This is a genomic window from Lysobacter sp. P5_B9 (assembly GCF_054049835.1).
Genome location: NZ_JBFULP010000003.1, coordinates 351,702 through 375,035 on the forward strand (window position 1 = coordinate 351,702; position 23,334 = coordinate 375,035).

The following is a 23,334-nucleotide window of genomic DNA, read 5'->3' on the forward strand; positions in this document are numbered from 1 at the left end:
AGGGGGACAGAGGGCGGAAGGGGGATGCGGCGACGGGGACAACGCTCATGGCCGCGCCCCCAGCGCCTGCGCGATGGCGAGGATATCGCCGAACACGCCCGCCGCCGTCACGTCGGGGCCCGCGCCCGGTCCCTGCACCACCAGCGGATTGCAGGCGTAACGGCGGGTCCGGAACTGGACCAGGTTGTCGGTGAGCTGGCTGTGCAGGCTGGGGTGGTCCGGCTCGGGCGAGACCAGGCCGACGCGCGCACGGCCTTCGCTGTCCAGTCGTGCGAGATAGCAGAGCGCGCGGCCTTCGCGCCGCGCCGCTTCCAGCCGTGCCTGCAGCGGCGCATCGAGTTCCTGCAATCGCGACAGGAATTCCTCGCGGCCCACCTCGCGCAGCGCCGGTGGCACCAGGCTTTCGATCTCCACGTCTTCCAGCGACAGCTCGCGTCCGGCTTCGCGTGCCAGGATCACCAGCTTGCGCGCCACGTCGACTCCGCCGAGATCGTCGCGCGGATCGGGTTCGGTGTAACCCAGTTCGCGCGCCTCGGCGACCAGCCGCGAGAACGGCACGCTGCCGTCGAAACGATTGAACAGCCAGGCCAGCGTGCCGGAAAACACGCCTTCGACTTCGGTGAGTTCGTCGCCGGTGTCGAGCTGGTTGCGCAGGGTCTGGATCACCGGCAGGCCGGCGCCGACGGTGGCTTCGTAGCGGAAGTGGCCGCCGTGCCGGGTCGCGGCGCGGATCGCGCGATAGCGCTCCAGCGGGCCGGCGCCGGCATGCTTGTTGGGCGTCACCACGTGGATGCCGGCCGCGAGCCACTCGGCGTAATGCGCGGCGACCGCATCGCTGCCGCTGCAGTCGACGATCATGGCGTGCGGCAGGTGCTCGGCGCGTACGTGCGCGGCAAAACGGACGAAGTCGAGCGCTTCGCCTTCATCCAATGCCGTAACGGCCTCCGAAGGATCGAGTCTGCGTGGCGCCAGGTGCATGCGCCGGCTGTTGGCAATCGCGCGCAGGCGCAGGTCCAGGCCGCTCGCGCCTGCGTGCCTCGCTTCCGTCGGCCTCGCTTCCATCGGAATGGCACCGGCGCCGCTGTAGCGCGACGCGGCCTGCGCCAGCTGTGCCAGCAGGGCGCGGCCGACATTGCCCGGGCCGATCACGCCCACCGACAGCGTCTGCGGCGACAGCCAGAACGCGGCGTGCGCCGCGCGCAATCCGCGCGTGGCGTCCTCGGCGGATATCGCGACCGAGACGTTGCGTTCGCTCGCGCCCTGCGCGATCGCGCGGATGTTGACGCGCGCCTGGGCCAGGCCATTGAACAGGCGCGCGGACACGCCCGTCGTGCCGACCATGCCATCGCCCACGGCCGCAAGCACCGCGATGCCGGGTGTGACGCGCACGCCTTCGACCTGGCCATCGGCGATGGCATCGCGGAATGCCGCCTGCACGGCCATGCGGCCGCGCTCGGCCTGGTCGGCACGCAGCACGCAACAGATGGAATGTTCGGAGGAGCCCTGCGAGATCATCGTCACCGACACGCTGGCCGCATGCAGCGCGGCGAACATGCGCTCGGCCGTGCCAGGCACGCCAATCAGGCCCGCACCGGTGAGTTCGAGCAGCGCCATGTCGGAAACCAGGCTGAGTCCCTTCACTGGCGAGGCGGCGGGCGCCGAATCGGCGGTGATCAGCGTGCCGGGCGCCTGCGGGCGCAGCGTGTTGCGGATGCGGATCGGCAGGCCTGCCTGCATCGCCGGCGCCATGGTCTGCGGATGCAGCACCCTGGCGCCGAAGTAGGCCAGTTCGCAGGCCTCGGCGTACGACATCGACTCCAGGCACACCGCGTCCGGCACCAAGCGCGGATCGGCGCTGAGCACGCCATCGACGTCGGTCCAGATGGTCAGTTCGCTGGCATTGCACAGCACCGCGAAGATCGCCGCCGAGTAGTCGCTGCCGTTGCGGCCCAACGTCGTCACCGCGCCGTCGCTGCCGCGGGCGATGAAGCCGGTGACGATGACGTTCGCCTCCCGGTTCGCCGCACGCCATGTGGCCAGGCGGGCGCGACTGCGCGGCCAGTCGACGCCGACGCCGAGTTCGCCGGGATGGACCGCGAGCACCTCGCGCGCATCCAGCACTGCCCAGCCGGCGGCGGCGCCATCGAGCGTCGCCAGCAGCATGCGCGCAGACCAGACCTCGCCCGCGCCCTGGAGCGTCGCGAACCATTCCGGCCGGCGCGAGGGCGTGGCCAGAGAGGCCTGCAATGCGGCGAATTCCGTTTCGAACCATGCGACCAGTGCGTGCGCGCCCTCCGCGTCGAGTTCGCCTGCGACTGCGATGTGACGATCGCGCAACGCCCTGAAATCGTCATGCCAGCGCTGCCTGGCCAGTGCGGACTGTGCCAGCGTGGTCAGTGCATCGGTGACGCCCTGCATGGCCGAGACCACCACGATGCGCGGTGTACCCGTTCTGCGCAGCAGCGTTGCGACCTGCCGGAATCGTTCGGCGGTGGCGAGGCTGCTGCCACCGAATTTGTGCGCGTGGCACAACGCGGCGCCGGCCTGCGGGTGGGCGTCCGGCTTCGCCAGCGGCGAGGGAGGAGGATCGAAGGGCATGCGAGGGCTCCTGATAAGCCCCGCAGCCGCCGGACGGGTGCCCCCGCATCCGGTCCGGATGCGGGGCGGGGGTTGGAATCTCAGTCCACAATGCCCAGCCGCATCCACCATCGGGTCACGGTGATGGTAGTGCGGGCAGTGGCGGTCGCGCGCGCGTCGACCGCAGCGTGGCTGCGGATCGGGCGGAAGCGCGTGGAAAGACGATGCATGGGGCAGTGATAGCGGCTGGTGTCAGGGCGTGTCAAATAACCTTGCGTGCGGCAACCGGTTCTTTCGCGCGCGCAGTCGCCCCGCCCGGGCAAAACCTGTCGCGGCACTGCTGTCTGCTGGAACCCCTGGCCGAAACCGGGTCAGACCTTGCGGAAGTACCCGTTGGAGTATTCGTTCGCGTACAGGACCGAGACCCGCTCGGGCTTGTCGGCGAAGAACTCGTCGGTCGCCCGCTTCACGCCCGGCGAGGCGTAGGTGTCCTGGATTCCTTCGCACGGATACACGGCGGGGTCGTAGTACACGCCGAACATGGCAATCGCCCCCGGCGACATTCGCGAATAAACGTGCGGAAGCACGTGCGCGGTCGAGGTGTACAGGTCGCAATCGATCAGGGCAAAGCTGATCCGGTCGGGCAATTGCGCCGGAATGGTGTCGTCGAACCAGCCGCGGTGGATGACCGGCAGCGACGGCAGGCCGATGTGGCGGAAGCTCGCTTCGAACCGTTCGAGGGGCGCGGCCATGTCGCCCTTGCGGTAGACGCTGTCGGCGGCGTCGGTAGCGCTGGGCTCGGGCAGCCCTTCGAAGCTGTCGTAGACATGGAAGGACTTGCCGGTTTCCCCGCCGGCCGACAGTACCGACTGGATCACGACCGAGGAGCCGCCGAGCGCGCATCCGACCTCGACCAGATCGCCCGGGACGTCGTAGGCACAGGTCTGGCTGGCGAGATGGAACACATTCACGCGCGACTCGACATTGCCGTAGCCCCAACTGTACGGACGCGCCGCCACGCGCAATCCCGTGCCGAGGCGGGCCAGTACCTGGTTGGCGATGCGCTGGCGCCGTCCCGGTGGGCGGTTCAGGCGGGCGACAACGATGTCATCCATCGAAAACGAAAGCGGGGGATACGAGGGGCTGTTCATACCCGCAGGCTAGGGAAAATCGCGTGTGCTCTAATATCCCCCGAAGCGGGGGTACTGGCCGTGGCCGGTTGAGACACACCCTTCGAACCTGATGCGGATCGCACCGCCGTAGGGAGCTTCGCCGGATCCGTCACGATTCCGTCACGATCCGAGCGCCGCCGCTTCGTCCGCGCCGCGCCGCGAATGATCTTCCCTTGCCATGATGTCGAGCGCGCCGCAGCGCTGACGAAATCCGGCAATCAAGGTCGCTCTCTCGCGCCACCGCTCCCACGAACAATGGACGAAACAGATGAACGCGGTTCCCACTGAACTCCTCCAGCAGGCCGAGCAACTGTCGGCCGACGTCACCCGCCCGATTCCCGGCTCGCGCAAGATCCACGTCGAAGGCTCGCGCCCCGACATCCGCGTGCCGATGCGCGAGGTCGCGCTGACGAAGACGCCGACGATGTTCGGCGGCGAGGACAACGCGCCATTCTCGATTTACGACTGCTCCGGTCCGTATACGGACCCGCAGGCGAGCATCGACCTCGCCAGCGGCCTGGCGCCGCTGCGCGCGCAATGGATCGGCGAGCGTGGCGATACCGAGCTGCTCGATGGCCTCTCGTCCGAATTCGGCCGCGCGCGCGAGCACGACCCGAAGCTGGATGCGGTGCGCTTTGGCCAGCGCCCGCAGCCGCGCCGTGCCATCGCCGGTGCCAACGTCTCGCAGATGCACTACGCCAGGCGCGGCATCGTCACCCCGGAAATGGAATACATCGCCATCCGCGAGAATCAGCGCATCGAGTCGATCCGTGAGGCGCACCTGCTGCGCCAGCATCCGGGCGAAGCCTTCGGCGCCAACATCCAGAAACTGATCACGCCGGAGTTCGTGCGCGACGAAGTCGCGCGCGGCCGCGCCATCATCCCGAACAACATCAACCATCCCGAGAGCGAGCCGATGATCATCGGCCGCAACTTCCTGACCAAGGTCAACGCGAACATCGGCAACTCCGCAGTGTCGTCCGGCATCGCCGAGGAAGTGGAGAAGCTGGTGTGGGCGATCCGCTGGGGCGCCGACACGGTGATGGACCTGTCCACCGGCAAGCACATCCACGAAACCCGCGAATGGATCATCCGCAACTCGCCGGTGCCGATCGGCACGGTGYCGATCTACCAGGCGCTGGAGAAGGTCGATGGCCGCGCGGAAGAGCTGACGTGGGAAATCTTCCGTGACACCCTGATCGAACAGGCCGAGCAGGGCGTGGACTACTTCACCATCCACGCCGGCGTGTTGCTGCGTTACGTGCCGCTGACCGCCAAGCGCGTCACCGGCATTGTCTCGCGCGGCGGTTCGATCCTGGCGAAGTGGTGCCTGGCCCACCACAAGGAAAATTTCCTCTACACCCACTTCGAGGACATCTGCGACATCATGAAGGCCTACGACGTGGCCTTCTCGCTGGGTGATGGCCTGCGTCCTGGTTCGATCGCCGACGCCAACGACGCCGCGCAGTTCGGTGAACTCGAAACGCTGGGCGAACTCACCCGGGTCGCGTGGAAACACGACGTCCAGACCATGATCGAAGGCCCCGGCCACGTGCCGATGCAGCTGATCAAGGAGAACATGGACAAGCAGCTGCGCGAGTGCGGCGAGGCGCCGTTCTACACGCTCGGTCCGCTGACCACCGATATCGCACCGGGCTACGACCACATCACCTCGGCGATCGGCGCTGCGATGATCGGCTGGTTCGGCACGGCGATGCTCTGCTACGTGACGCCCAAGGAACACCTGGGCCTGCCCAACAAGCACGACGTGCGCGAAGGGCTGATGGCGTACAAGATCGCCGCGCATGCGGCCGACCTCGCCAAGGGCCACCCCGGTGCGCAGGCGCGTGACAACGCGCTGAGCAAGGCGCGCTTCGAGTTCCGCTGGGAAGACCAGTTCAACCTCGGCCTCGACCCGGAACGCGCCCGCGAATTCCACGACGAGACGCTGCCGAAGGATGCGCACAAGGTCGCGCATTTCTGCTCGATGTGCGGCCCGCACTTCTGCTCGATGAAGATCACCCAGGACGTGCGCGACTACGCCGCCGAACATGGCGTCGACGAAACCGCGGCGCTCGAGGAAGGCATGGCCGAGAAGTCGAAGGAATTCCTGGCGCAGGGCGCCGAGGTTTACCGCAAGGCCTGAGGAGTGTCGTGCTCCGCAGCCAAAAAAACGCCGGAGCGGGACCACTCCGGCGCAAAAAGACTGTGAGGGGAGAGTGACGCCGGACAACCGGCGTCAGGGGGTGCACCGGGACTCGCGGGGCTCTGCATTCAGCGCGGGCAACGGCCGGGTAACCCGCAGACTCTAGAATCTGTCCTGCCAACACGCATTTCCGTGGCTGGCAACCCCGTTTGCGGCATCTGTCGGTTCCATTGACCGCACTGGCGGCCACGCGCGCACCTCCGCATCATCTTCAGGATTCATGTCGATCTCTTCACTGCCCCCATCGCCGCTGCCGTCCGCACGCCTGCGCGTGGGCGACTGCACGGTCGACATGCCGTTGCGGGAAATCCATGCCCCCGGCGCGCGCCGGCCCCGGCGCGTGACCCCCAAGGCGATCGCCGTGCTGGCGGCGCTGATCGAGCAGGGTGGCCGCGTCGTCAGCCGCGATGCGCTGCTCGCGCAGGTGTGGGCCGGGACCATGCCGAGCGACGACGTGGTGACGCAGGCCATCACCCAGTTGCGCAAGGCGTTCGACGACGAGCGCGGCAATCCGCGCTACATCGAGACCATCGCGAAGTACGGATATCGCCTGCTGGCGCCGGTGGAATGGCTCGCCGCATCCGCGGCGCCCAGTGCCGAATCCGCCGCCGCGCCAGCGCCGGAGGCACCCAGGCAATGGCCGAACTACGCCGCGACGCCGACCGATATCCGCGGCGGATGGGGCGCGATCGCCATCGCGCTGGGTGCGGCCGCGCTGGTGTTCGTGCTGGTGCTGGCCTGGTCGCTGCGGCGCGAGGCGCCGCCGGGTGATGGGGGAGCGCCGCGGGCGCAGACCGGCGCGCGCGTTCCGGCGACCACCAGTTACCGGCTCATCACGTCGGTGCCGGGCATCGAGAGCAGCCCCGCGCTCTCGCCCGATGCCGCCCTTGTCGCGTACGTCGCGGTACCCGCCGGGCATCGCCGCACGGCGATCATGCTGCAGACCACCGACCCGAGTACGCCGCGGCAGCTGAGCCATCCCGAGGGAGATACCTCGGACCGCGCGCCGACCTGGTCGCCGAGCGGGCGCGAGATCGCGTTCCTGCGCGTGCGCGATGGTGATGGTGGCGATGGTGAGGACTGCCGGGTCATGGTGGTGCCGTCGAACGGCGGTGCCGAACGCAGCGTGGGCAGCTGCGATCCGCGCAACCCGCCGAGCTTCGACTGGACCTTCGACGGACGCGGCCTGGTATTCGGCAGTCGCGGCACCCCGACCGGCGGCGCCGGGCTGCGCCTGCTCGACCTCGCCAGCGGCGAGTGGCGCCTGCTGGATTACGGCGCCACCGCCCTCGACGTGGATTTCGCACCGCGCTATTCGCCCGATGGCCGCTGGATCGTCTTTGTCCGCAACTCGCCGGTGGGCGATCTCTACCGGATTCCAAGTACGGGCGGTCCACCCCGTCGCCTGACGCGCCTGCATGGCGATATCCGCGGATGGGACTGGATGCCCGACGGCCGCAGCATCGTCCTGGCGCGTTGGAGCGGCAGCGAAAGCCGGCTGATGGAACTCGACCTGCGCAGCGGACTGGTGCACGACATGGGCATCGCCGATGCGCTCGAGCCCACGGTCGCGGCACACGTGCCCTCGATGGCCTTCACCGAAGCGCGCAGTTACTTCGGCATCCACCGCATGGCCCTCGGCGGCCGCCGTCCCCCGGAGCGCCTGTTTCCATCCTCGGGCCGTGATCGCCTGCCGGTCATCGCGCCGGACGACCGCCAACTGGTATTCACCTCGGACCGCTCCGGCACGTTTGCCCTGTGGTGGGCCGACCTGGCCCGGCCGGAATCGCTGCGCCTGATCGAAGGATTGCGCCCGGAGTCCTGGCATCCGCCCGACTGGTCGCCCGACAGCCGGCGCCTGCTGGTGGTCGGCAGCGGCGACGCCGGGTTCGGGTTGTATGAGGTGGTGCCCGCCAGCGCGCAGGTCGTGCGCCTGCCCAATCCGGTCGCGGACGTGGTCCAGGCGCTGTATGTCCCCGGCGACGGCGATCGCCTGCTGGTAATCGCCGGTGGCGAGGAGGGGCGCCTGCGCCTGCAGTTGTACGACCGGCGGACGGCGCCCTGGCGCTCGCTGGCGTCGATCGAGGACATCGCCGTCGCCCGTGTCGACCCGGCGCACCAGCGGGTGCTGTTCACGCGACCCGGCCAGCCGGGCCTGTGGCAGGCCGACCTGGCGCTATCGGCGGCGAGCGTCCGCCAGATCGATGCTGCCGTACCGGAAGTCTCCAGCTACCGGCTGTGGTCCGTGTCCGGGCAGGGCGATGTCTATTACTTCGTGCGCACGTCCGATTGCGCGTCGGCCCTGCGCCGCCTGGGCGATGCCGCGCCGCCGTTGTGCGTGGACCGCAACCGCCGCAGCGGCCCGAGCGGCTTCAGTCTGTCGCCGCGCGGCGACGTGATCTACGTCACCCTTTCCCTGTGGGATGGTGGCGACATCGGTTTCATGCCGATGTCGATGCCGCCGGAGCCGATCGGTTCGCAGTGATCCAAGTGGCTGAGTTGCAAGGGAAAAGACGCATCGGAAGTCTTTCGGAACGGCTTTCGGCAGGATTTCGCACAACTCTCCGCCAATTTTCCTGAAGCCTGCGCCCGTGTCGGGCAAATCCACACACCTGTTCTTGCACAGAGTAGGTGGATAAGTGGAATCGACACAGTGGGCCGACCGCGGCCAGATCCTGCAACCTGACATGGCCGACGCCGGCCAGGCAGGCTGCATCGGCGTGACCCGCCTGGGCAGCGTCCAGCTTGAGAACGGTGGCTTCTCGGTCTGGGTCCAGATCCGGGGCAGCTCCTGGGTCGAGGCCCGGGAAGGCCGCTTCCAGCTGCAGCGCGGCGAGTGGATCGCGCTGGAAAAGGATTCGCGCCCGCTGGTCCAGAGTGACCGCCATGGGCTGTGCATCGGCCTGAGCCTGGGCTCCGACGTGCTGCGCGCCCTGGGCCGCCTCTCAGACGGCGCCCTCTACGCCGGCCGCGGCCGCCTCAGCACCCACGACGCCCGCATCGCCCTGCGCCTGTGGCGCGACACCGCCACCCGGGGCCCGATGGCCGACATCGCGCAGCTGCGCCCGTTGCTCCTGCACCTGGTCGGCGTGCAGCACGAGCTCGCCGAGCGGGTGCCGCGCTGCCCGGGCCGGTCGCGCAACCGCAAGCGCCAGGTCTTCGGTCGCCTGCAGCGCGCGCGCCTGTTCCTGGAAGGCAACAGCGACCGCATCGTCCGCATCAGCGAACTGGCCGAGCTCACCAGCTTCTCCAGCTGGTACTTCTCCAAGACCTTCCTCTCGCTCTACGACGAGAGCCCGCAGGCCGCCGCCGCGCGCCTGCGCGTCGAACGCGCGGCCGACCTGCTGCAGGGCACGTCGATGATGATCGGTGAGGTCGCCGCGGCGTGCGGCTTCGACAACTGCTGCAGCTTCGCGCGGGCGTTCCGCGCGCGTTTTGGCGTGTCCGCCTCGCGCTATCGCCAGGGCGTGCGCGCCGTCAGCGAAATGCCATCTCCGCCAAATGCGGCAAACACACCCATCGCGCATCGCAAAGCTTCTCTCCGCACAGGGACGTAAGTTGCCGGGGCGCTCTTAACGAGCCTGTAACGCACCAATAACGATAGCAACACACAACGATCATCCGGAGAGAGAACAGATGACCCATCGCCACATCGCGATGCAGCGCGGCCTTTTGCCCGTCAGCATCGCGCTTGCCCTGGCCCCGGCATTCGCCGGCGCGCAGGAAGCCCCCGCCGCCCCGGCCGAACAAGCCACGACCCTCGATCGCATCGAGGTGACCGGCTCGCGCATCCGCCAGTCCGACCTCGAAACCGCCCAGCCGGTCATCCAGATCACCCGCCAGCAGATCCAGCAGCAGGGTTTCACGTCGGTTGCCGACATCCTGCAGAACCTGACCTCGGCCGGCTCGCCGGCGATCTCGCGTGCGCAGGCCCTGGCCTCCGGTGAAGACGTCGGTGGTTACTACATCGACATCCGCAACCTCGGCGCCGAGCGCACCCTGGTCCTGGTCAACGGCCATCGCCTGGGCATCTCGACCAGCGGCCTGCAGGACCTCAGCCAGATCCCGGTTTCGGCGGTCGAGCGCATCGAAGTGCTGAAGGACGGCGGTTCGTCCCTGTACGGTTCGGACGCCATCGCCGGCGTGGTCAACGTGATCACCCGCAGCAACTTCGACGGCGTCGAAGCCAATGCCTACCTCGGCCAGTACAGCCAGGGCGATGGCGACAAGCAGTCCTACGACTTCACCATCGGCAACCAGGGCGAGCGCTCCAGCCTGACGGTCAGCTTCGAGTACACCAAGGAAGAGCCGGTCTTCGCCAAGGACCGTCCGTTCAGTTCGTACGGCAACGTCGGCGAAAACTACGCCGATGACTACCCGTTCTCGGGCTGGAGCCCGATCAGCCAGAACGGCTCGGCGCTGCTGCCGTGCGGCCCGGGTGGCGCGCGCGTCTTCTGCACCCTGACCCCGGGTACCGACCCGCGCAACATCGCCAACTACACCCCGATTGTCCCGTCGCAGTACGCGAACTCGAACGAAGAGATGTTCGTGCAGACTGGCATCGAGCGCCGCTCGATGTTCGTGAGCGGCTCGGTCGACATCACCGACAACATCCGCTTCAAGACCGACCTGCAGTACAACAAGCGCACCACCGACCAGCAGATCGCCGGTTACCCGTACCAGTCGGCTGCGTTCGGCACCCCGCTGTCGGCCAACAGCTACTTCAACCCGACCCCGGGCACGGCCCTGACCTTCCGCCGCCGCCTGTGGGAAGTGCCGCGCACCACGGAGAGCAACCTCGAGACGTTCCGCGTCGCGTCGGGCTTCGAAGGTACCTTCCAGGTCGGCGAGAAGTACTGGGACTGGGACGTCAGCGCCAACCTCAACCGCAACGACAACGTCAAGAGCGGCCACGGCGATGCCAGCCTCCTGGCCACCGCGAAGGCGCTGGGCCCGTCGTGGTTCAACCCGGCCACCGGTCGCGTCGAATGCGGCAGCGCCGCGGCTCCGATCCCCTATGGCACCAACGCCGCCAGCCAATGCGTGCCGTGGAACCCGATGGCGCCGTTCGGCGACACCCAGGCCGGCTCGCTCAGCGGCAACCCGGACCTGATCGCGTTCCTGTTCCCGCAGTACACCGACACCGGCCGCACCAACTCCAAGACCTACAGCGCCAACCTGTCGGGCTCGCCGTTCACGCTGCCGGCCGGTGACCTGGGCCTGGCCGTGGGTGTCGAGCACCGTTCCGAAGACGGCCGCTTCGTCCCCGACGCGTTCCGCCAGGCGGGTACGAGCACGGGCCTGCCGGCCACCACGACCTCGGGCGCCTACTCGCTGGACGAAATCTACGGCGAGCTGGAAATCCCGGTCCTGGCCGACATGCCGTTCGCGAAGGAACTGAGCTTCAACGTCGCGACGCGCTACTCGGACTACTCGAACTTCGGTGACACCCTCAACAGCAAGTTCTCGCTGCGCTGGCGTCCGATGGACGGCCTGCTGGTCCGCGGCACCTATGCCGAGGGTTTCCGCGCGCCGTCGATCAGCGACCTCTACGGCGGCCTGAATGGCAGCTTCGAGTCGTACACCGACCCGTGCGGCGTGCTGAAGGACCGCAATGGCAACGTGATCGACAACCAGTCCAACGGCAACGCGGCGTGTAACGCGGCCGGCGTGCCGCTGGGTTACGTGCAGCTCGGCCAGGGCCTGGTGCCCTGCACCGGCTATCCGTGCCAGACCCCGGACCAGTTCACCAGCGGTTCCAACCCGACCCTTACCCCGGAAACGGCCACCACCAAGACCGCCGGTATCGTGTGGAGCCCGAAGTGGGTCGAAGGCCTGGACATCGAGCTCGACTGGTACAACTACGAGCTCACCAACGCGATCATCCAGGACAGCCCGGACAGGATCCTGCGTGACTGCTACGTGCTGGGTAATGCCGAGCGCTGCAACGGCATCAACAACGTCACCCGCGCCGCCGACGGCCACATCACCGGCATGTTCTTCGGCCTGGCCAATCTCGGTGCGCTGGAAACGGAAGGCTGGGACCTGAACGTTTCCTACAAGCTGCCGGAAACCTCGTTCGGCAAGTTCGCGATCAACTGGGACAACTCGTACACCAGCAAGTACGACACCCTGACCCAGGATGAGGATGGCAACGACATCATGGTCGGCCAGGTCGGCACCGGCGGCGTGTTCCGCCTGCGTTCGAACTTCGGCGTGAACTGGACCAAGGGTATCTGGGGCGCCAACTGGACGGCGCGCTACTACTCCGGCCTCTATGAGAGCTGCGTGCCGAACCGTCCGTGCAACGATCCGGACCGCATCGCCAACGGCGTTGATGACGCGATCAATCGTCTGGGTTCCAACACCTTCCACGACGTGCAGGTCTACGCCAAGCTGCCGTGGGAAGCGACTGTCGCGGTGGGTGCCAATAACGTCGGCGACCACCTCGGCCCGACGATGTTCACCCAGCCGAGCAGCAACTTCCCGTACTACGGTGGCTTCGATATCGGCCGCACGATCTACGTGAAGTACCAGCAGCGCTTCTGATCCTTGCCGGATCGCTGAGTTGCACCGCTACGGCCCCGCAAGGGGCCGTAGTTTTTTGTGGATGCGGCGCGGCGGCGAGTGGGGCACACTCGCACGCCATGAACGATGTCCGTGACCACGAACCGGGTTGGCGCGTCCTCGTGCGCCGCCACCCGTCGGCCTTCCTGCTGGCCGCGCAGCTGCTGAGCCTGGTGATCTTTCCCCTGCTCGACGACAGCACCGGGGGGCGTGTCGTCTTTTCCGCCTTCGGCGCGATGGTGCTGCTGCTGGCGGTGTGGGTGGTCAACCGCACCCCGGCGGTCAACTGGATCGCGTGGCTGATCGCGATTCCCGCGTTCGTGCTGTCGATCCTGTCGGTGACGTCGGACAGCGTGAACCTGCTGCTGTGGTCATCGGCGCTGGAAGCGCTGCTGTACTTCTACGTGGCCGCGAGCCTCATCGCCTACATGCTCAGCGACCACCGCGTGACCACCGACGAATTGTTCGCCGCGGGTGCCACCTTCACCCTGCTGGCGTGGGGCTTCGCCTACCTCTACCTGATCTGCCAGGCGTGGTACCCGGGCAGCTTCACCGGAGCGGTGATGCCGGAGCGCCCGCGCACGTGGCTGGAGCTGCTGTTCTTCAGCTTCACCAACCTGTCCGCTACCGGCCTCGGCGACATCCTGCCGCTCGGTTCCGCCGTGCGCGTGCTGACGATGCTGGAGCAGCTCGCCGGCATCGGTTACATCGCGGTGGTCGTCTCGCGCCTGATCGGACTGTCGATCCTGCGTGCCGACTCGCGTTGAGGCGTTAGCATGGCGGCCGTTAGGATGGTGATCGTCCCCGTCGAGGTTCGTGCATGAAGTTGCCGCTTCCCTTCATCCAGTTGCCGCTCCTGTTCGATGCCGCGACGCTTGCAGCGGAGGTCAACGCCATCGAGGAATCGAGCTGGCGCCCGCACCCGCAGGGATTTCCCGGCAACTCGATGCTGCCGCTGGTCGCCATCGACGGCGATCCGGACAACGAGAGCTACGCCGGCACCATGCGCGCCACCGAGTACCTGCAGCGTTGTCCCTACCTGAGCCAGGTATTCGCGAGCATCGGCGCCACCGTGGGACGCAGCCGGCTGATGCGCCTGGCCGGACAGGCGGAAGTGAAGCGTCACGCCGACCAGGGCTATTACTGGGCCGAACGCGTGCGCGTACACGTACCCATCGTGACCCAGCCCACCGTGCGCTTCGAATGCGGTGGCGAGACCATCAACATGGCGCCCGGCGAGTGCTGGATCTTCGATACCTGGCGGCAGCACTGCGTGGTCAACGATGCCACCCAGTCGCGCGTGCACCTGGTGCTCGACACCGTGGGCGGCGCGGGCTTCTGGGACCTGGTCGACCAAGGCCGCCCGCATGATGGGCCGCGCGCGGGATGGACGCCGCGCCAGCTCGCGCCGGTGGCCGGACAGGTCGCCGGGTTCGCCTGCGAAACCGTGAACGTTCCGACGGTGATGAGTCCGTGGGAACTCAAGAGCCACTTCGCCCTGCTGTTCGCGGACGTGGAGCCGCACCCCAGCCTGCAGCGCCTGCGCGCGCTGACCCAGCGCTTCACCCGCGCGTGGCAGGGGCTGTGGTTCGAATACGGCGATGCGCCCGCCGGGCGCGACGAGTTCCGCCGCCTGCTGGCGAACTACATCGCCGAGGCGCGCCCGCTGGCCGAGCCGATCCGCCTGAAGAACGAACTCAATTGGTACGGCGCCATGCAGGTGATGATCGGCCGCTCAGCGGTGCAGGCCGGCACCAAGGACGCCATCCGCCAGCGCGACCCCGGCGACTACGCCTGAGGCCGGCAGCACCCTGGGGCCCGGCATGAAAAAGGCCGCCTATCGGCGGCCTTTTTCATAGGCGAACGGACACGGTCAGAAATTCGGCTTGTCCGCGCTGTCCTCGTAACGCTTGATGGCATCGAGTAGGATGGCCTTGGCTTCGACGGCGTCGCCGAAACCGTCCAGCTTCACCCACTTGCCCTTCTCCAGGTCCTTGTAGTGCTCGAAGAAGTGGCCGATGCGATCGAGCCAGTGCTGCGACACCTGGGCGATGTCGGTGATGTGGGCGTAGCCGCCGAAGATCTTCGGCACCGGCACTGCGATCAGCTTTTCGTCGCTGCCGGCCTCGTCGGTCATCTTCAGCACGCCCACCGGCACGCAGCGGATCACCGAACCGGGGACCAGCGGCAGCGGCAGGATCACCAGCACGTCGGCCGGGTCGCCATCGCCGCACAGCGTGTGCGGGACGTAGCCGTAGTTGCACGGGTAGCGCATCGGCGTGGACAGGATGCGATCGACGAAGATCGCGCCCGAAGCCTTGTCGACCTCGTACTTGACCGGCTCGGCGTCCTTGGGGATTTCGATGATGACGTTGATTTCGTCCGGCGGGTTCTTGCCGGTGGGGACGAGGTCCAGGCCCATTGCGATTGCTCCGACGTGCTGGGCCGCAGCCGGGAGGGCCGCGGTTGGGGGGAAGGGGAGGGCGCGCATTTTACCCGCTGCCGGAGTGGGGCGCAGGCACCCAATCGGCCTGATCGGCTGTGAACGTGCCGCCTGCTACGTTCGCAAACCCCGCCAATGGAGGATCTGCCATGGTCCGGTACGGTCTGCTCGCCCGGCTGGAAGCCAAGCCCGGCAAGGAAGCGGAACTCGAGGCGCTGTTGGCGGGGGCGCTGCCCTTGGCGCAGGCGGAACCGGCGACGCGTACCTGGTACGCGTTCCAGCTGGGACCTTCGACTTTCGGCATCTTCGATACCTTCGACGGCGAGGCCGGGCGCCAGGCCCATCTCGAGGGCGGGATCGCCAAGGCGCTCATGGCCAATGCCGATCGCCTGCTCGCGACCGCACCCCAGATCGACCGGATCGATGTGCTGGCGTCGAAGTAGGGGTGGGCAGGGGTCGCCCGGCACGTCGCTGCAAAAAAACGGCGGCCCGGAGGCCGCCGTTGAGTTTGTTCGGAAGGCCGCGATCTGGCCGTCCCTCACCCCTTGCCCTCTCCCGCGCGCGGGAGAGGGGGAGTGATCGTCGCGCTGCGCGCGACAGCGTTACTTAGAGAAGGGGCACCAGCAGCAGCGCCACGATATTGATGATCTTGATCAGTGGGTTCACCGCGGGGCCGGCCGTGTCCTTGTAGGGATCGCCGACGGTGTCGCCGGTCACCGCGGCCTTGTGCGCCTCGGAACCCTTGCCGCCGTGGTGGCCGTCCTCGATGTACTTCTTGGCGTTGTCCCATGCGCCACCACCGGTGGTCATCGAGATCGCCACGAACAGGCCGGTGACAATCGTGCCGATCAGCACGCCGCCGAGCGCCTGCGCACCCGCCTCAGCACCGCCAAGCCACTTGAACCCGAACACCACTACCACCGGGACCAGAACGGGTAGCAGCGAGGGCACGATCATTTCCTTGATCGCCGACTTGGTCAGCATGTCCACAGCGCGCGAGTAATCCGGCTTGCCGGTGCCCTGCATGATGCCGGGGATGTCGCGGAACTGGCGGCGAACTTCCTCCACCACCGCACCGGCTGCGCGACCCACCGCTTCCATCGCCATCGCGCCGAACAGGTACGGGATCAGGCCGCCGATGAGCAGGCCGATGATCACGTAGTGGTTGGACAGGTCGAAAGCAAGCGTTGCGCCGCCGAAATGCTGACCCAGGTTGTGGGTGTAATCGGCGAACAGCACCAGTGCCGCCAGTGCCGCCGAGCCGATCGCGTAACCCTTGGTCACCGCCTTGGTGGTGTTGCCGACGGCGTCGAGCGGGTCGGTGATGCTGCGCACTTCCGGCGGCAGTTCCGCCATCTCGGCGATGCCACCGGCGTTGTCGGTGATCGGACCGTAGGCGTCGAGCGCGACGATCATGCCCGCCATCGACAGCATCGAGGTCGCGGCGATCGCGATGCCGTACAGGCCACCGAGCGCATGCGCACCCCAGATCGCGGCGCAGATCACCACGACCGGCAGCGCCGTCGCCTTCATCGATACGCCCAGGCCGGCGATGATGTTGGTGCCATGGCCGGTGGTAGATGCCTGCGCGATGTGCTGCACCGGCTTGAACTGCGTGCCGGTGTAGTACTCGGTGATCCACACGATCGCGCCGGTCAGCACCAGCCCGATCAGCGCGCACCAGTACAGGTTCATCGCGCCGTAGCTCGAGTCCGCCATCAGCTGCTCGGTGATCGGGAAGAACGCGATCGCGGCCAGCACCGCCGACACGATGACGCCCTTGTACAGGGCGCCCATGATCGAGCCGCCGGGCTTCACCTTGACGAAGAAGGCGCCGATGATCGAAGCGATGATCGACACGCCGCCCAGCACCAGCGGATACATCACCGCATTGTGGCCGGCTTCGCTGACCATCAGCCCACCCAGCAGCATCGTCGCGATGATCGTGACCGCGTAGGTCTCGAACAGGTCGGCCGCCATGCCCGCGCAGTCGCCGACGTTATCACCGACGTTGTCGGCGATCACCGCGGGGTTGCGCGGGTCGTCCTCGGGAATGCCCGCTTCGACCTTGCCGACCAGGTCCGCGCCGACGTCCGCACCCTTGGTGAAGATGCCGCCGCCGAGGCGGGCGAAGATCGAGATCAGCGAGGCGCCGAAGGCGAGGCCGACCAGCGCGTGCAGCGCGGCCTCACCGGTCACGCCCATGTGATGGGTGAGCACGACGTAGTAGCCGGCGACCCCAAGCAGGCCAAGGCCGACGACGAGCATGCCGGTGATGGCGCCGCCGCGGAACGCGACGTCCATCGCCTTGCTGATGCCGCTGCGCGCGGCTTCGGCGGTGCGCACGTTGGCGCGTACCGACACGTTCATGCCGATGTAGCCGGCCGCGCCCGACAGCACAGCGCCGATCAGGAAACCGATCGCCGTCTGCCAGTTGAGAGCGAAACCGATCACCACGAACAGCACGACGCCGGCAATGGCGATCGTCGTGTACTGGCGATTGAGGTAGGCGCGCGCGCCTTCCTGGATCGCGCCGGCGATCTGTTGCATGCGTTCGTTGCCGGCGGGTTGTGCGCTGATCCAGCGCGCGGAAACGATCCCGTACAGGATCGCGATGACGGCGCAAACCAGCGCCAAGGCCAAACCGTACTGCTCCAGCATGAACCCTCCCCCGAGTGGACATAAAAGGAATTTCTGGGAAAACCACAGGTTGTTCGCGTGCGCTTGCGGGCGGCTGGAAAACACGCCGGACAAGGCAACGACCCGACTATGGCACATTTCCCCAAGCGGAACGGACGCGGGCCGTGACCGCGATCACGCGGGTACGCGGCCCCAGCCAGGGGTGGCGTCAAAACGCGTTCAGGCCGCGCATGCCAGCCTGCGGTTTCGTTGCCACGAAGGAGCCGCCGCATGCGCGTCCTGCCCCTCCTGCTGATCGCCTTCGCCTTTCCGGCGTCGGCCGCAGGCAAACCCGAAATCGCCCGCGCCACCGGCACGCCCCAGGCGGTCGGCGCGCTGCACACCGTCCGCTCCATCCCGGAGGCCTGCGCCCGGCTGGAAGGCATGTTCACCGGCGATGCCGCGCAGCCCTACCGCTTCGTACCGGTGAGGAGCTCGCCGACGTGCCAGCCGCGCGCGCGCTTTGTCGACTTCGCCAAGGCGAAGCCGTCGGAAGCCAGTGGCTGGAAATTCAACGACGAGATCCGCGTGCCCAATGCGGCGTGTCCGTCGCAACTGGCGGTCGTGCGCGTGTGGCGCAAGCCGGTCGAGGTCGCGCCACCCAAGCTCGATGCGCAGGGCCGCGCACGCATCTACCTGCAAGACGCGCAGCAGCAGGCGAAACAGAAGGGGATGCCGAACGTGCCGATGTATGCAGCGGAGATGAAGCTGGAAGGCAAGGCCTGCGGCGGCTGAGCAGGCTGGAAACAACAAGGGCCGCTGTGCGGCCCTTGTTGCTGGTTCAGGAACAACGAATCACTCGGCGAGCTTGAGCTTGTCGGCCATGCCGTCGAACGTTGCCTGGTCGGACGGCGACAGGTTCGGGCGGCCTGCCATGAAGCCCATCGTGATCGTGCCCTGCACGTAATAGGTTTCACCCGCTTCGACTTCCATCGTCAGCACATCCTTGGCTTCCGAGTGCACGGTGTACTGATGCGTGCCCGGCTCGACGTTGGCTACGAAATACTTTCCGCTGCGCAGCTTGCCCAGTTCGGTTTCGCCCTCGCGCACCTTGAAACCGATCGCTGCACCGGCGAGCTTGGACGGACGGAAGAACACGATCTTCGCCCTGTTCGCTTCCGGCGCTCCGACCTTGCTGTTGGTTGCGGCCGGAGCCGTGGTCGAGGCAACGGCGGGCGTGGCTGCTTCAGTCGCAGCGGGAGCGGCAGTGGCTTCGGCGGCTTGCTGTGCAAAAGCGGTGCCCGAAATGGCGAGCAGGACGCAGAACGCGGAACGATGCAGCTTGGAACGCATGGATTACTCCTGTTGGGTTGCAGTTGAGGCCGATGGATTGGATTGATCGGAGGCTGAGGCAGGCAGCGGGAAATCCTGGGCCAGCTTCGCAGTCACGATCGTTCCGCTGGGAATCTCGATTTCCTTGCCATGGATGAAATGTGCCAGGGGGCCCACGGCCATGGCCACGCCGAGGGCGACCTTGGACTTGTCCTGACCCTGGCCACCGAACTTGAGCGCGCGCAGTGGTAGCTGCACGCCATCGAGTTCGAGATAACGGGCCGCGAGCAGCAGTTCGCCGGGCTTGCCGCCGCCATGCGAACGGTCGGCATGGATGATTTCGCCCGTGCCCGCGGTGCCGGCCGGAATGACCACGATGCCCGCATGGACGAGCGGCGCATGCACCCTGATGGCGAACTTGTCGCCGCGCTGCAGCGTTGCAGAACTCAGGGCCTGCGCGATTTCCAGCTCGATTGCCGCACCGGCGGGAACGCGGCAGCACTCCACGGTCGCGGGTACGACGTCAGGTCTCGTGGCGGCAGTGACGGATCCGGGCACAAGCATGGGCGTTGCGGCACCACCTGCGGGCGATGCCTCAGGCGTCGATGTTTGCGCGCATGCCGGTCCGGCCGCAGCCAATGCGACCAGCAACCAGGAAAATGTCTTCATTCGGCTCCCCATGCCGGGCGTCGCGGACGGTAACCGAACAGCTACGTCGTTGCCAAGCGCGCGGGACGTGCGGGGAAACGAAGTCAGCCGTCGAACCCCAGAAGCCTCCGCTTCAGCAGCGTGTTTTTCATCGCAACATACTTCGGCAATCCATCGCGCCCATACGGCGGCGGCGCCTCGCCGCGAATCAGCGGTTCGAGATAACGTCGCGCGGCATCGGTGATGCCATAGCCATCCTTGCGGATGAAGTTCGCCGGCATCTTCTTCTCGTGGTTGGCGATCTTCGACAGCGGTGCCGCTTCGACCTTCCACCGGTACGGTGCATCGGACGTGCGCACGACCACCGGCATCACCGCGTTCATGCCCTTCAAGGCGAATTCCACGGCGGCCTTGCCCACGGCCTGCGCTTGGGCAAGGTCCGTCTTCGATGCAAGATGGCGCGCGGAACGCTGCAGGTAGTCGGGCAGCGTCCAGTGCACCTTGTAGCCCAGCGAGTCCTTCACGCGGCCGGCAAGGTACGAGGCGACGCCGCCGAGCTGGGTATGCCCGAACGAGTCCTTGCCCGCGCCGGCATCCGCTACGAAGCGGCCATCCGCGGTCTGGATGCCTTCGCTGGCGACCACGACGCAGTAGCCGACGCGCTCCACCGTCGCCTTCACCCGGGTGAAGAAGCTCGCCTCGTCGTAGGGACGCTCCGGAAACAGGATCAGGTGCGGTGCGTCGTCAGCCGTGGCGCCGGCCAATCCTGCCGCCGCGGCGAGCCAGCCGGCGTGGCGGCCCATGGCTTCGTAAACGAAGACCTTGGTCGAGGTGTCGGCCATGGCGGCGACGTCCAGCGCGCACTCGCGCACCGACACGGCGGTGTACTTGGCGGCGGAACCGAAGCCGGGGCAGCAGTCGGTGACGGCGAGGTCGTTGTCGACGGTCTTGGGCACGCCCACGCAGGTCAGCGGGTAGCCGAATTCGGCCGCCAGCTGCGACACCTTGAGGGCGGTGTCGGCCGAATCGTTGCCACCGTTGTAGAGAAACCAGCGCACGTCGTGCGCCTTGAGCACGGCCAGCAGGCGCTCGTAGCGCGCGCGGTCCTGTTCCAGCGACTTCAGCTTGACCCGGCAGGACCCGAAGGCACCCCCCGGGGTATGGGCGAGGGCGCGGATCGCGGCCGCGGATTCCCTGGAGGTATCGATCAGTTCCTCGCGCAGGGCGCCGAGGATGCCGTTGCGGGCCGCCAGGACCTTCACCTTGCGGGCACGGGCCGTCTGGATAACGGCAGAGGCGGTGGCGTTGATGACGGCGGTGACGCCGCCGGACTGCGCGTACAGCAGGGTTCCAGAGGCCATGGGAATCAATGCTCCAGGCAGGATGGGGTAAGCTGGCCGCCCGATTTGACCCGATTCGTGACCCTGTTTCGGCGTCCGCCCGACGGCCCGGCTGCTGCAGTGTAGCGCCGCCTCGTGAGCGACCCTCTCTCAAAGAATTCCCCCTTTGTTTCAGGAGTGATGTAGATGCGATTGGTATTGCTCGGTGCGCCCGGTTCCGGCAAGGGCACCCAGGCCGCAAGGCTCAAGGACCACCTGCAGGTGCCGCACATCTCCACCGGCGACCTGCTGCGCGCCGAGGTGGCCGCCGGCAGCAAGCTCGGCCTCGAGGCCAAGGAAGTCATGGCCCGTGGCGAACTGGTCAGCGATGCGATCCTGCTGGGCATGCTCGAGGACCGCTTCTCGCGTCCCGACACCCACGGCGGTTTCATCCTCGATGGTTACCCGCGCAACCTCGCCCAGGCCAATGCGATGGGCCAGCTGCTGGTCCGCATCGGCCAGCCGATGGACTACGCCGTGCAACTGGACGTGCCGACCGACCTGCTGGTCGAGCGCATCGCCGGCCGTGCCAAGGCCGAGGGTCGCGCCGACGACAGCCCGGAATCCGTGCGCACGCGCCTGCAGGTCTACAACGACCAGACCGCACCGGTGATCGATTACTACCGCCAGCAGGGCCAGCTGACCGTGGTCAACGGCGTGGGTTCGCTGGACGATGTGTTCGCCCGCATCATCGAGGCGATCGTGCCGGCGCACGAAATCGGATGATGTTTTAACTCCCTCTCCCGCTTGCGGCGCCCGAAGGGTGTCCAAGGGTGAGAGGGTTGGGGTGAGGGCAGGGCGGCTGGCTCGATGAGGAGCTGCGGGCACTCTCCCCCATCCCTTGCCTTCCCCCGCAGCGGGGGAAGGGGAGTTGGTGCCGTGCGGGAGTCGTGTTGTTCGATAATCCCGCGATCTTGCAGAGGTTACTGATCTTGAAACTCCATATTCTGGGCATCGCCGGTACCTTCATGGGCGGCGTTGCCGCCCTCGCGCGCGAACTCGGCCACGAGGTCGAAGGCAGCGACCAGAACATCTATCCGCCGATGTCCACGCAGCTGGAGGAGCTCGGCATCGCGCTGCGCCAGGGCTATGCACCGGAGAATATTTCCGGCAACTGCGACGAGATCGTGGTCGGCAACGCGCTCTCGCGCGGCAACGGCGCGGTGGAGCAGGTGCTCGACGACGGCCGCAAGTACAACTCGGGCGCGCAGTGGCTCGCCGAGAACGTGCTGCCGGGCCGCGACGCGCTGGCCGTGGCCGGCACGCACGGCAAGACCACCACCACCACGATCCTCACCTACCTGCTGGAAGCGGCGGGCCGTGCGCCGGGCTTCCTGATCGGTGGCGTCGCCGAGGATTTCGGCGTTTCCGCGCGCCGCGGTTCGGGCCGCGAGTTCGTGGTCGAAGCCGACGAGTACGACACCGCCTTCTTCGACAAGCGCAGCAAGTTCGTGCACTACCGGCCACTGGTCGCGATCCTCAACAACCTCGAGTACGACCACGCCGACATCTTCCCGGACGTGGCCGCGATCCAGCGCCAGTTCCACCACCTCGTGCGCACCGTGCCGCGTCGCGGCCGCCTGATCGTCAACGGCGAAGACAAGTACCTCGCCGAAGTGCTGGCGATGGGTTGCTGGACGCCGGTGGAGACCTTCGGCCTCGATGCCAGTCTGATTCCGCAGGCGTCGCGCTCCCTGTCGCATGGCGACCGCGCCGACGACGGCGCGACCGCGCGGGCTTCGTTCCACTGGACCGCGCGCATGCTCAATGAGGACGGCAGCGCATTCGCCGTCGTCCACAACGGCCACGAGATCGGCGAAGTGCGCTGGCCGTTGCTGGGCCGCCACAACGTCATGAACGCGCTGGCATCGCTCGCCGCCGCCAATGCCGTCGGCGTCGACGTGAAGACGGTGTTGTCCGCGTTGTCGGACTTCCGCAGCGTCAAGCGCCGCCTCGAAGTCATAGGCGAGGCGCAGGGCGTGACCATCTACGACGACTTCGCCCACCATCCCACCGCGATCGCGACCACGCTCGCGGGGCTGCGCGCGAAAGTCGGCGGTGCCCGAATAGTCGTGGCGATGGAGCCACGCAGCAACTCGATGCGCCTGGGTGCGCATGCCGAGGCGCTGGCACCGTCGCTCGACCTCGCCGATGCGGTGGTGTTCCTGCATCGCCCCGAACTCGCATGGGATGCGGGCAAGGTCGTGGCCGGCCTGCGCGGTGAGGGCGTCGCCGCGCCCGACGTCGACCGCCTGATCGCCGCATTGCGTGAGCGCGTGCGTGCGGGCGACCACGTCGTATTCATGTCCAACGGCGGCTTCGACGGCGCGCCGCGCCGCTTCCTCGCCGCATTACACGGCTGACGGCGCCATCGCCGCAGGTACACTGCGG

The 23,334-nt window shown here is 67.4% G+C and carries 18 protein-coding genes and 1 riboswitch; of the genes, 10 read left to right on the forward strand and 8 right to left on the reverse strand.

Annotation, left to right across the window (positions count from 1 at the left end; all coding sequences use genetic code 11):
- Window positions 1-45: 45 nt before the first annotated feature.
- The 3 genes from thrA to ACXJJ9_RS09320 form a co-directional block, all read right to left on the reverse strand.
- A complete protein-coding gene (gene thrA, locus ACXJJ9_RS09310) occupies window positions 46-2,598 on the reverse strand; it encodes a bifunctional aspartate kinase/homoserine dehydrogenase I (protein ID WP_457096907.1) in 2,553 nt (850 codons plus the stop codon).
- 80 nt (window positions 2,599-2,678) lie between these two features.
- Window positions 2,679-2,807: a hypothetical protein gene (locus tag ACXJJ9_RS09315; RefSeq protein WP_457096908.1), complete on the reverse strand. Its 129-nt coding sequence runs from the start codon at window positions 2,805-2,807 to the stop codon at window positions 2,679-2,681.
- 141 nt (window positions 2,808-2,948) lie between these two features.
- Window positions 2,949-3,728, reverse strand: coding sequence for a TylF/MycF/NovP-related O-methyltransferase (locus ACXJJ9_RS09320; protein WP_457096909.1), 780 nt, complete (start codon window positions 3,726-3,728; stop codon window positions 2,949-2,951).
- 37 nt (window positions 3,729-3,765) lie between these two features.
- Window positions 3,766-3,860, forward strand: a riboswitch (TPP riboswitch).
- A 157-nt stretch (window positions 3,861-4,017) separates the two neighbouring features.
- Between ACXJJ9_RS09320 and thiC the strand changes: the two genes are divergently transcribed.
- The 6 genes from thiC (at window position 4,018) to ACXJJ9_RS09350 (ending at window position 14,320) form a co-directional block, all read left to right on the forward strand.
- Window positions 4,018-5,895 (forward strand): phosphomethylpyrimidine synthase ThiC, encoded by a 1,878-nt coding sequence (thiC, locus tag ACXJJ9_RS09325; RefSeq protein ID WP_457096910.1) that lies wholly within the window; start codon window positions 4,018-4,020, stop codon window positions 5,893-5,895.
- Between the two features lie 280 nt (window positions 5,896-6,175).
- Entirely contained in the window at window positions 6,176-8,440 is a 2,265-nt protein-coding gene (locus ACXJJ9_RS09330) for a winged helix-turn-helix domain-containing protein (protein WP_457096911.1), read from the forward strand.
- Window positions 8,441-8,594: 154 nt separating this feature from the next.
- Window positions 8,595-9,512, forward strand: a complete 918-nt coding sequence (locus ACXJJ9_RS09335) for a helix-turn-helix domain-containing protein (RefSeq protein ID WP_457096912.1) — start codon at window positions 8,595-8,597, stop codon at window positions 9,510-9,512.
- Window positions 9,513-9,591: 79 nt separating this feature from the next.
- Window positions 9,592-12,504: a TonB-dependent receptor plug domain-containing protein gene (locus tag ACXJJ9_RS09340; RefSeq protein ID WP_457096913.1), complete on the forward strand. Its 2,913-nt coding sequence runs from the start codon at window positions 9,592-9,594 to the stop codon at window positions 12,502-12,504.
- A 98-nt stretch (window positions 12,505-12,602) separates the two neighbouring features.
- Window positions 12,603-13,289: an ion channel gene (locus ACXJJ9_RS09345; protein ID WP_457096914.1), complete on the forward strand. Its 687-nt coding sequence runs from the start codon at window positions 12,603-12,605 to the stop codon at window positions 13,287-13,289.
- A gap of 53 nt (window positions 13,290-13,342) precedes the next feature.
- Window positions 13,343-14,320: an aspartyl/asparaginyl beta-hydroxylase domain-containing protein gene (locus ACXJJ9_RS09350; RefSeq protein ID WP_457096915.1), complete on the forward strand. Its 978-nt coding sequence runs from the start codon at window positions 13,343-13,345 to the stop codon at window positions 14,318-14,320.
- 75 nt (window positions 14,321-14,395) lie between these two features.
- On the opposite strand, the gene ppa is transcribed toward ACXJJ9_RS09350, so the two are convergent.
- Window positions 14,396-14,944, reverse strand: a complete 549-nt coding sequence (gene ppa / locus ACXJJ9_RS09355; RefSeq protein ID WP_457096916.1) for an inorganic diphosphatase — start codon at window positions 14,942-14,944, stop codon at window positions 14,396-14,398.
- Window positions 14,945-15,114: 170 nt separating this feature from the next.
- On the opposite strand from ppa, the gene ACXJJ9_RS09360 reads away from it, so the two are divergent.
- Window positions 15,115-15,408: a putative quinol monooxygenase gene (locus tag ACXJJ9_RS09360; RefSeq protein ID WP_457096917.1), complete on the forward strand. Its 294-nt coding sequence runs from the start codon at window positions 15,115-15,117 to the stop codon at window positions 15,406-15,408.
- Window positions 15,409-15,571: 163 nt separating this feature from the next.
- On the opposite strand, the gene ACXJJ9_RS09365 is transcribed toward ACXJJ9_RS09360, so the two are convergent.
- Window positions 15,572-17,626: a sodium-translocating pyrophosphatase gene (locus ACXJJ9_RS09365; RefSeq protein ID WP_457096918.1), complete on the reverse strand. Its 2,055-nt coding sequence runs from the start codon at window positions 17,624-17,626 to the stop codon at window positions 15,572-15,574.
- A gap of 249 nt (window positions 17,627-17,875) precedes the next feature.
- Here ACXJJ9_RS09365 and ACXJJ9_RS09370 point away from each other — a divergent pair, with 249 nt between their 5' ends.
- Window positions 17,876-18,379 carry a hypothetical protein gene (locus ACXJJ9_RS09370; protein WP_457096919.1) on the forward strand — a complete coding sequence of 168 codons (504 nt, stop codon included), beginning with the start codon at window positions 17,876-17,878 and terminating at the stop codon, window positions 18,377-18,379.
- 60 nt (window positions 18,380-18,439) lie between these two features.
- Here ACXJJ9_RS09370 and ACXJJ9_RS09375 read toward each other — a convergent pair whose 3' ends face one another.
- The 3 genes from ACXJJ9_RS09375 to ACXJJ9_RS09385 all read right to left on the reverse strand — a co-directional run bounded on the left by ACXJJ9_RS09375 (window position 18,440) and on the right by ACXJJ9_RS09385 (window position 20,925).
- Window positions 18,440-18,937, reverse strand: coding sequence for a DUF2846 domain-containing protein (locus tag ACXJJ9_RS09375; protein WP_457096920.1), 498 nt, complete (start codon window positions 18,935-18,937; stop codon window positions 18,440-18,442).
- A gap of 3 nt (window positions 18,938-18,940) precedes the next feature.
- The gene (locus ACXJJ9_RS09380) at window positions 18,941-19,585 is read right to left on the reverse strand and encodes a hypothetical protein (protein WP_457096921.1); all 645 of its coding nucleotides are present in this window, start codon (window positions 19,583-19,585) and stop codon (window positions 18,941-18,943) included.
- A gap of 83 nt (window positions 19,586-19,668) precedes the next feature.
- Window positions 19,669-20,925 (reverse strand): 6-phosphofructokinase, encoded by a 1,257-nt coding sequence (locus ACXJJ9_RS09385; RefSeq protein ID WP_457096922.1) that lies wholly within the window; start codon window positions 20,923-20,925, stop codon window positions 19,669-19,671.
- Window positions 20,926-21,090: 165 nt separating this feature from the next.
- On the opposite strand from ACXJJ9_RS09385, the gene ACXJJ9_RS09390 reads away from it, so the two are divergent.
- Both ACXJJ9_RS09390 and ACXJJ9_RS09395 read left to right on the forward strand, forming a co-directional pair.
- Window positions 21,091-21,669, forward strand: coding sequence for an adenylate kinase (locus ACXJJ9_RS09390; RefSeq protein ID WP_457096923.1), 579 nt, complete (start codon window positions 21,091-21,093; stop codon window positions 21,667-21,669).
- A 203-nt stretch (window positions 21,670-21,872) separates the two neighbouring features.
- Complete coding sequence (locus ACXJJ9_RS09395; protein ID WP_457096947.1) at window positions 21,873-23,306, forward strand: Mur ligase family protein; 1,434 nt, start codon at window positions 21,873-21,875, stop codon at window positions 23,304-23,306.
- Window positions 23,307-23,334: the final 28 nt, after the last annotated feature.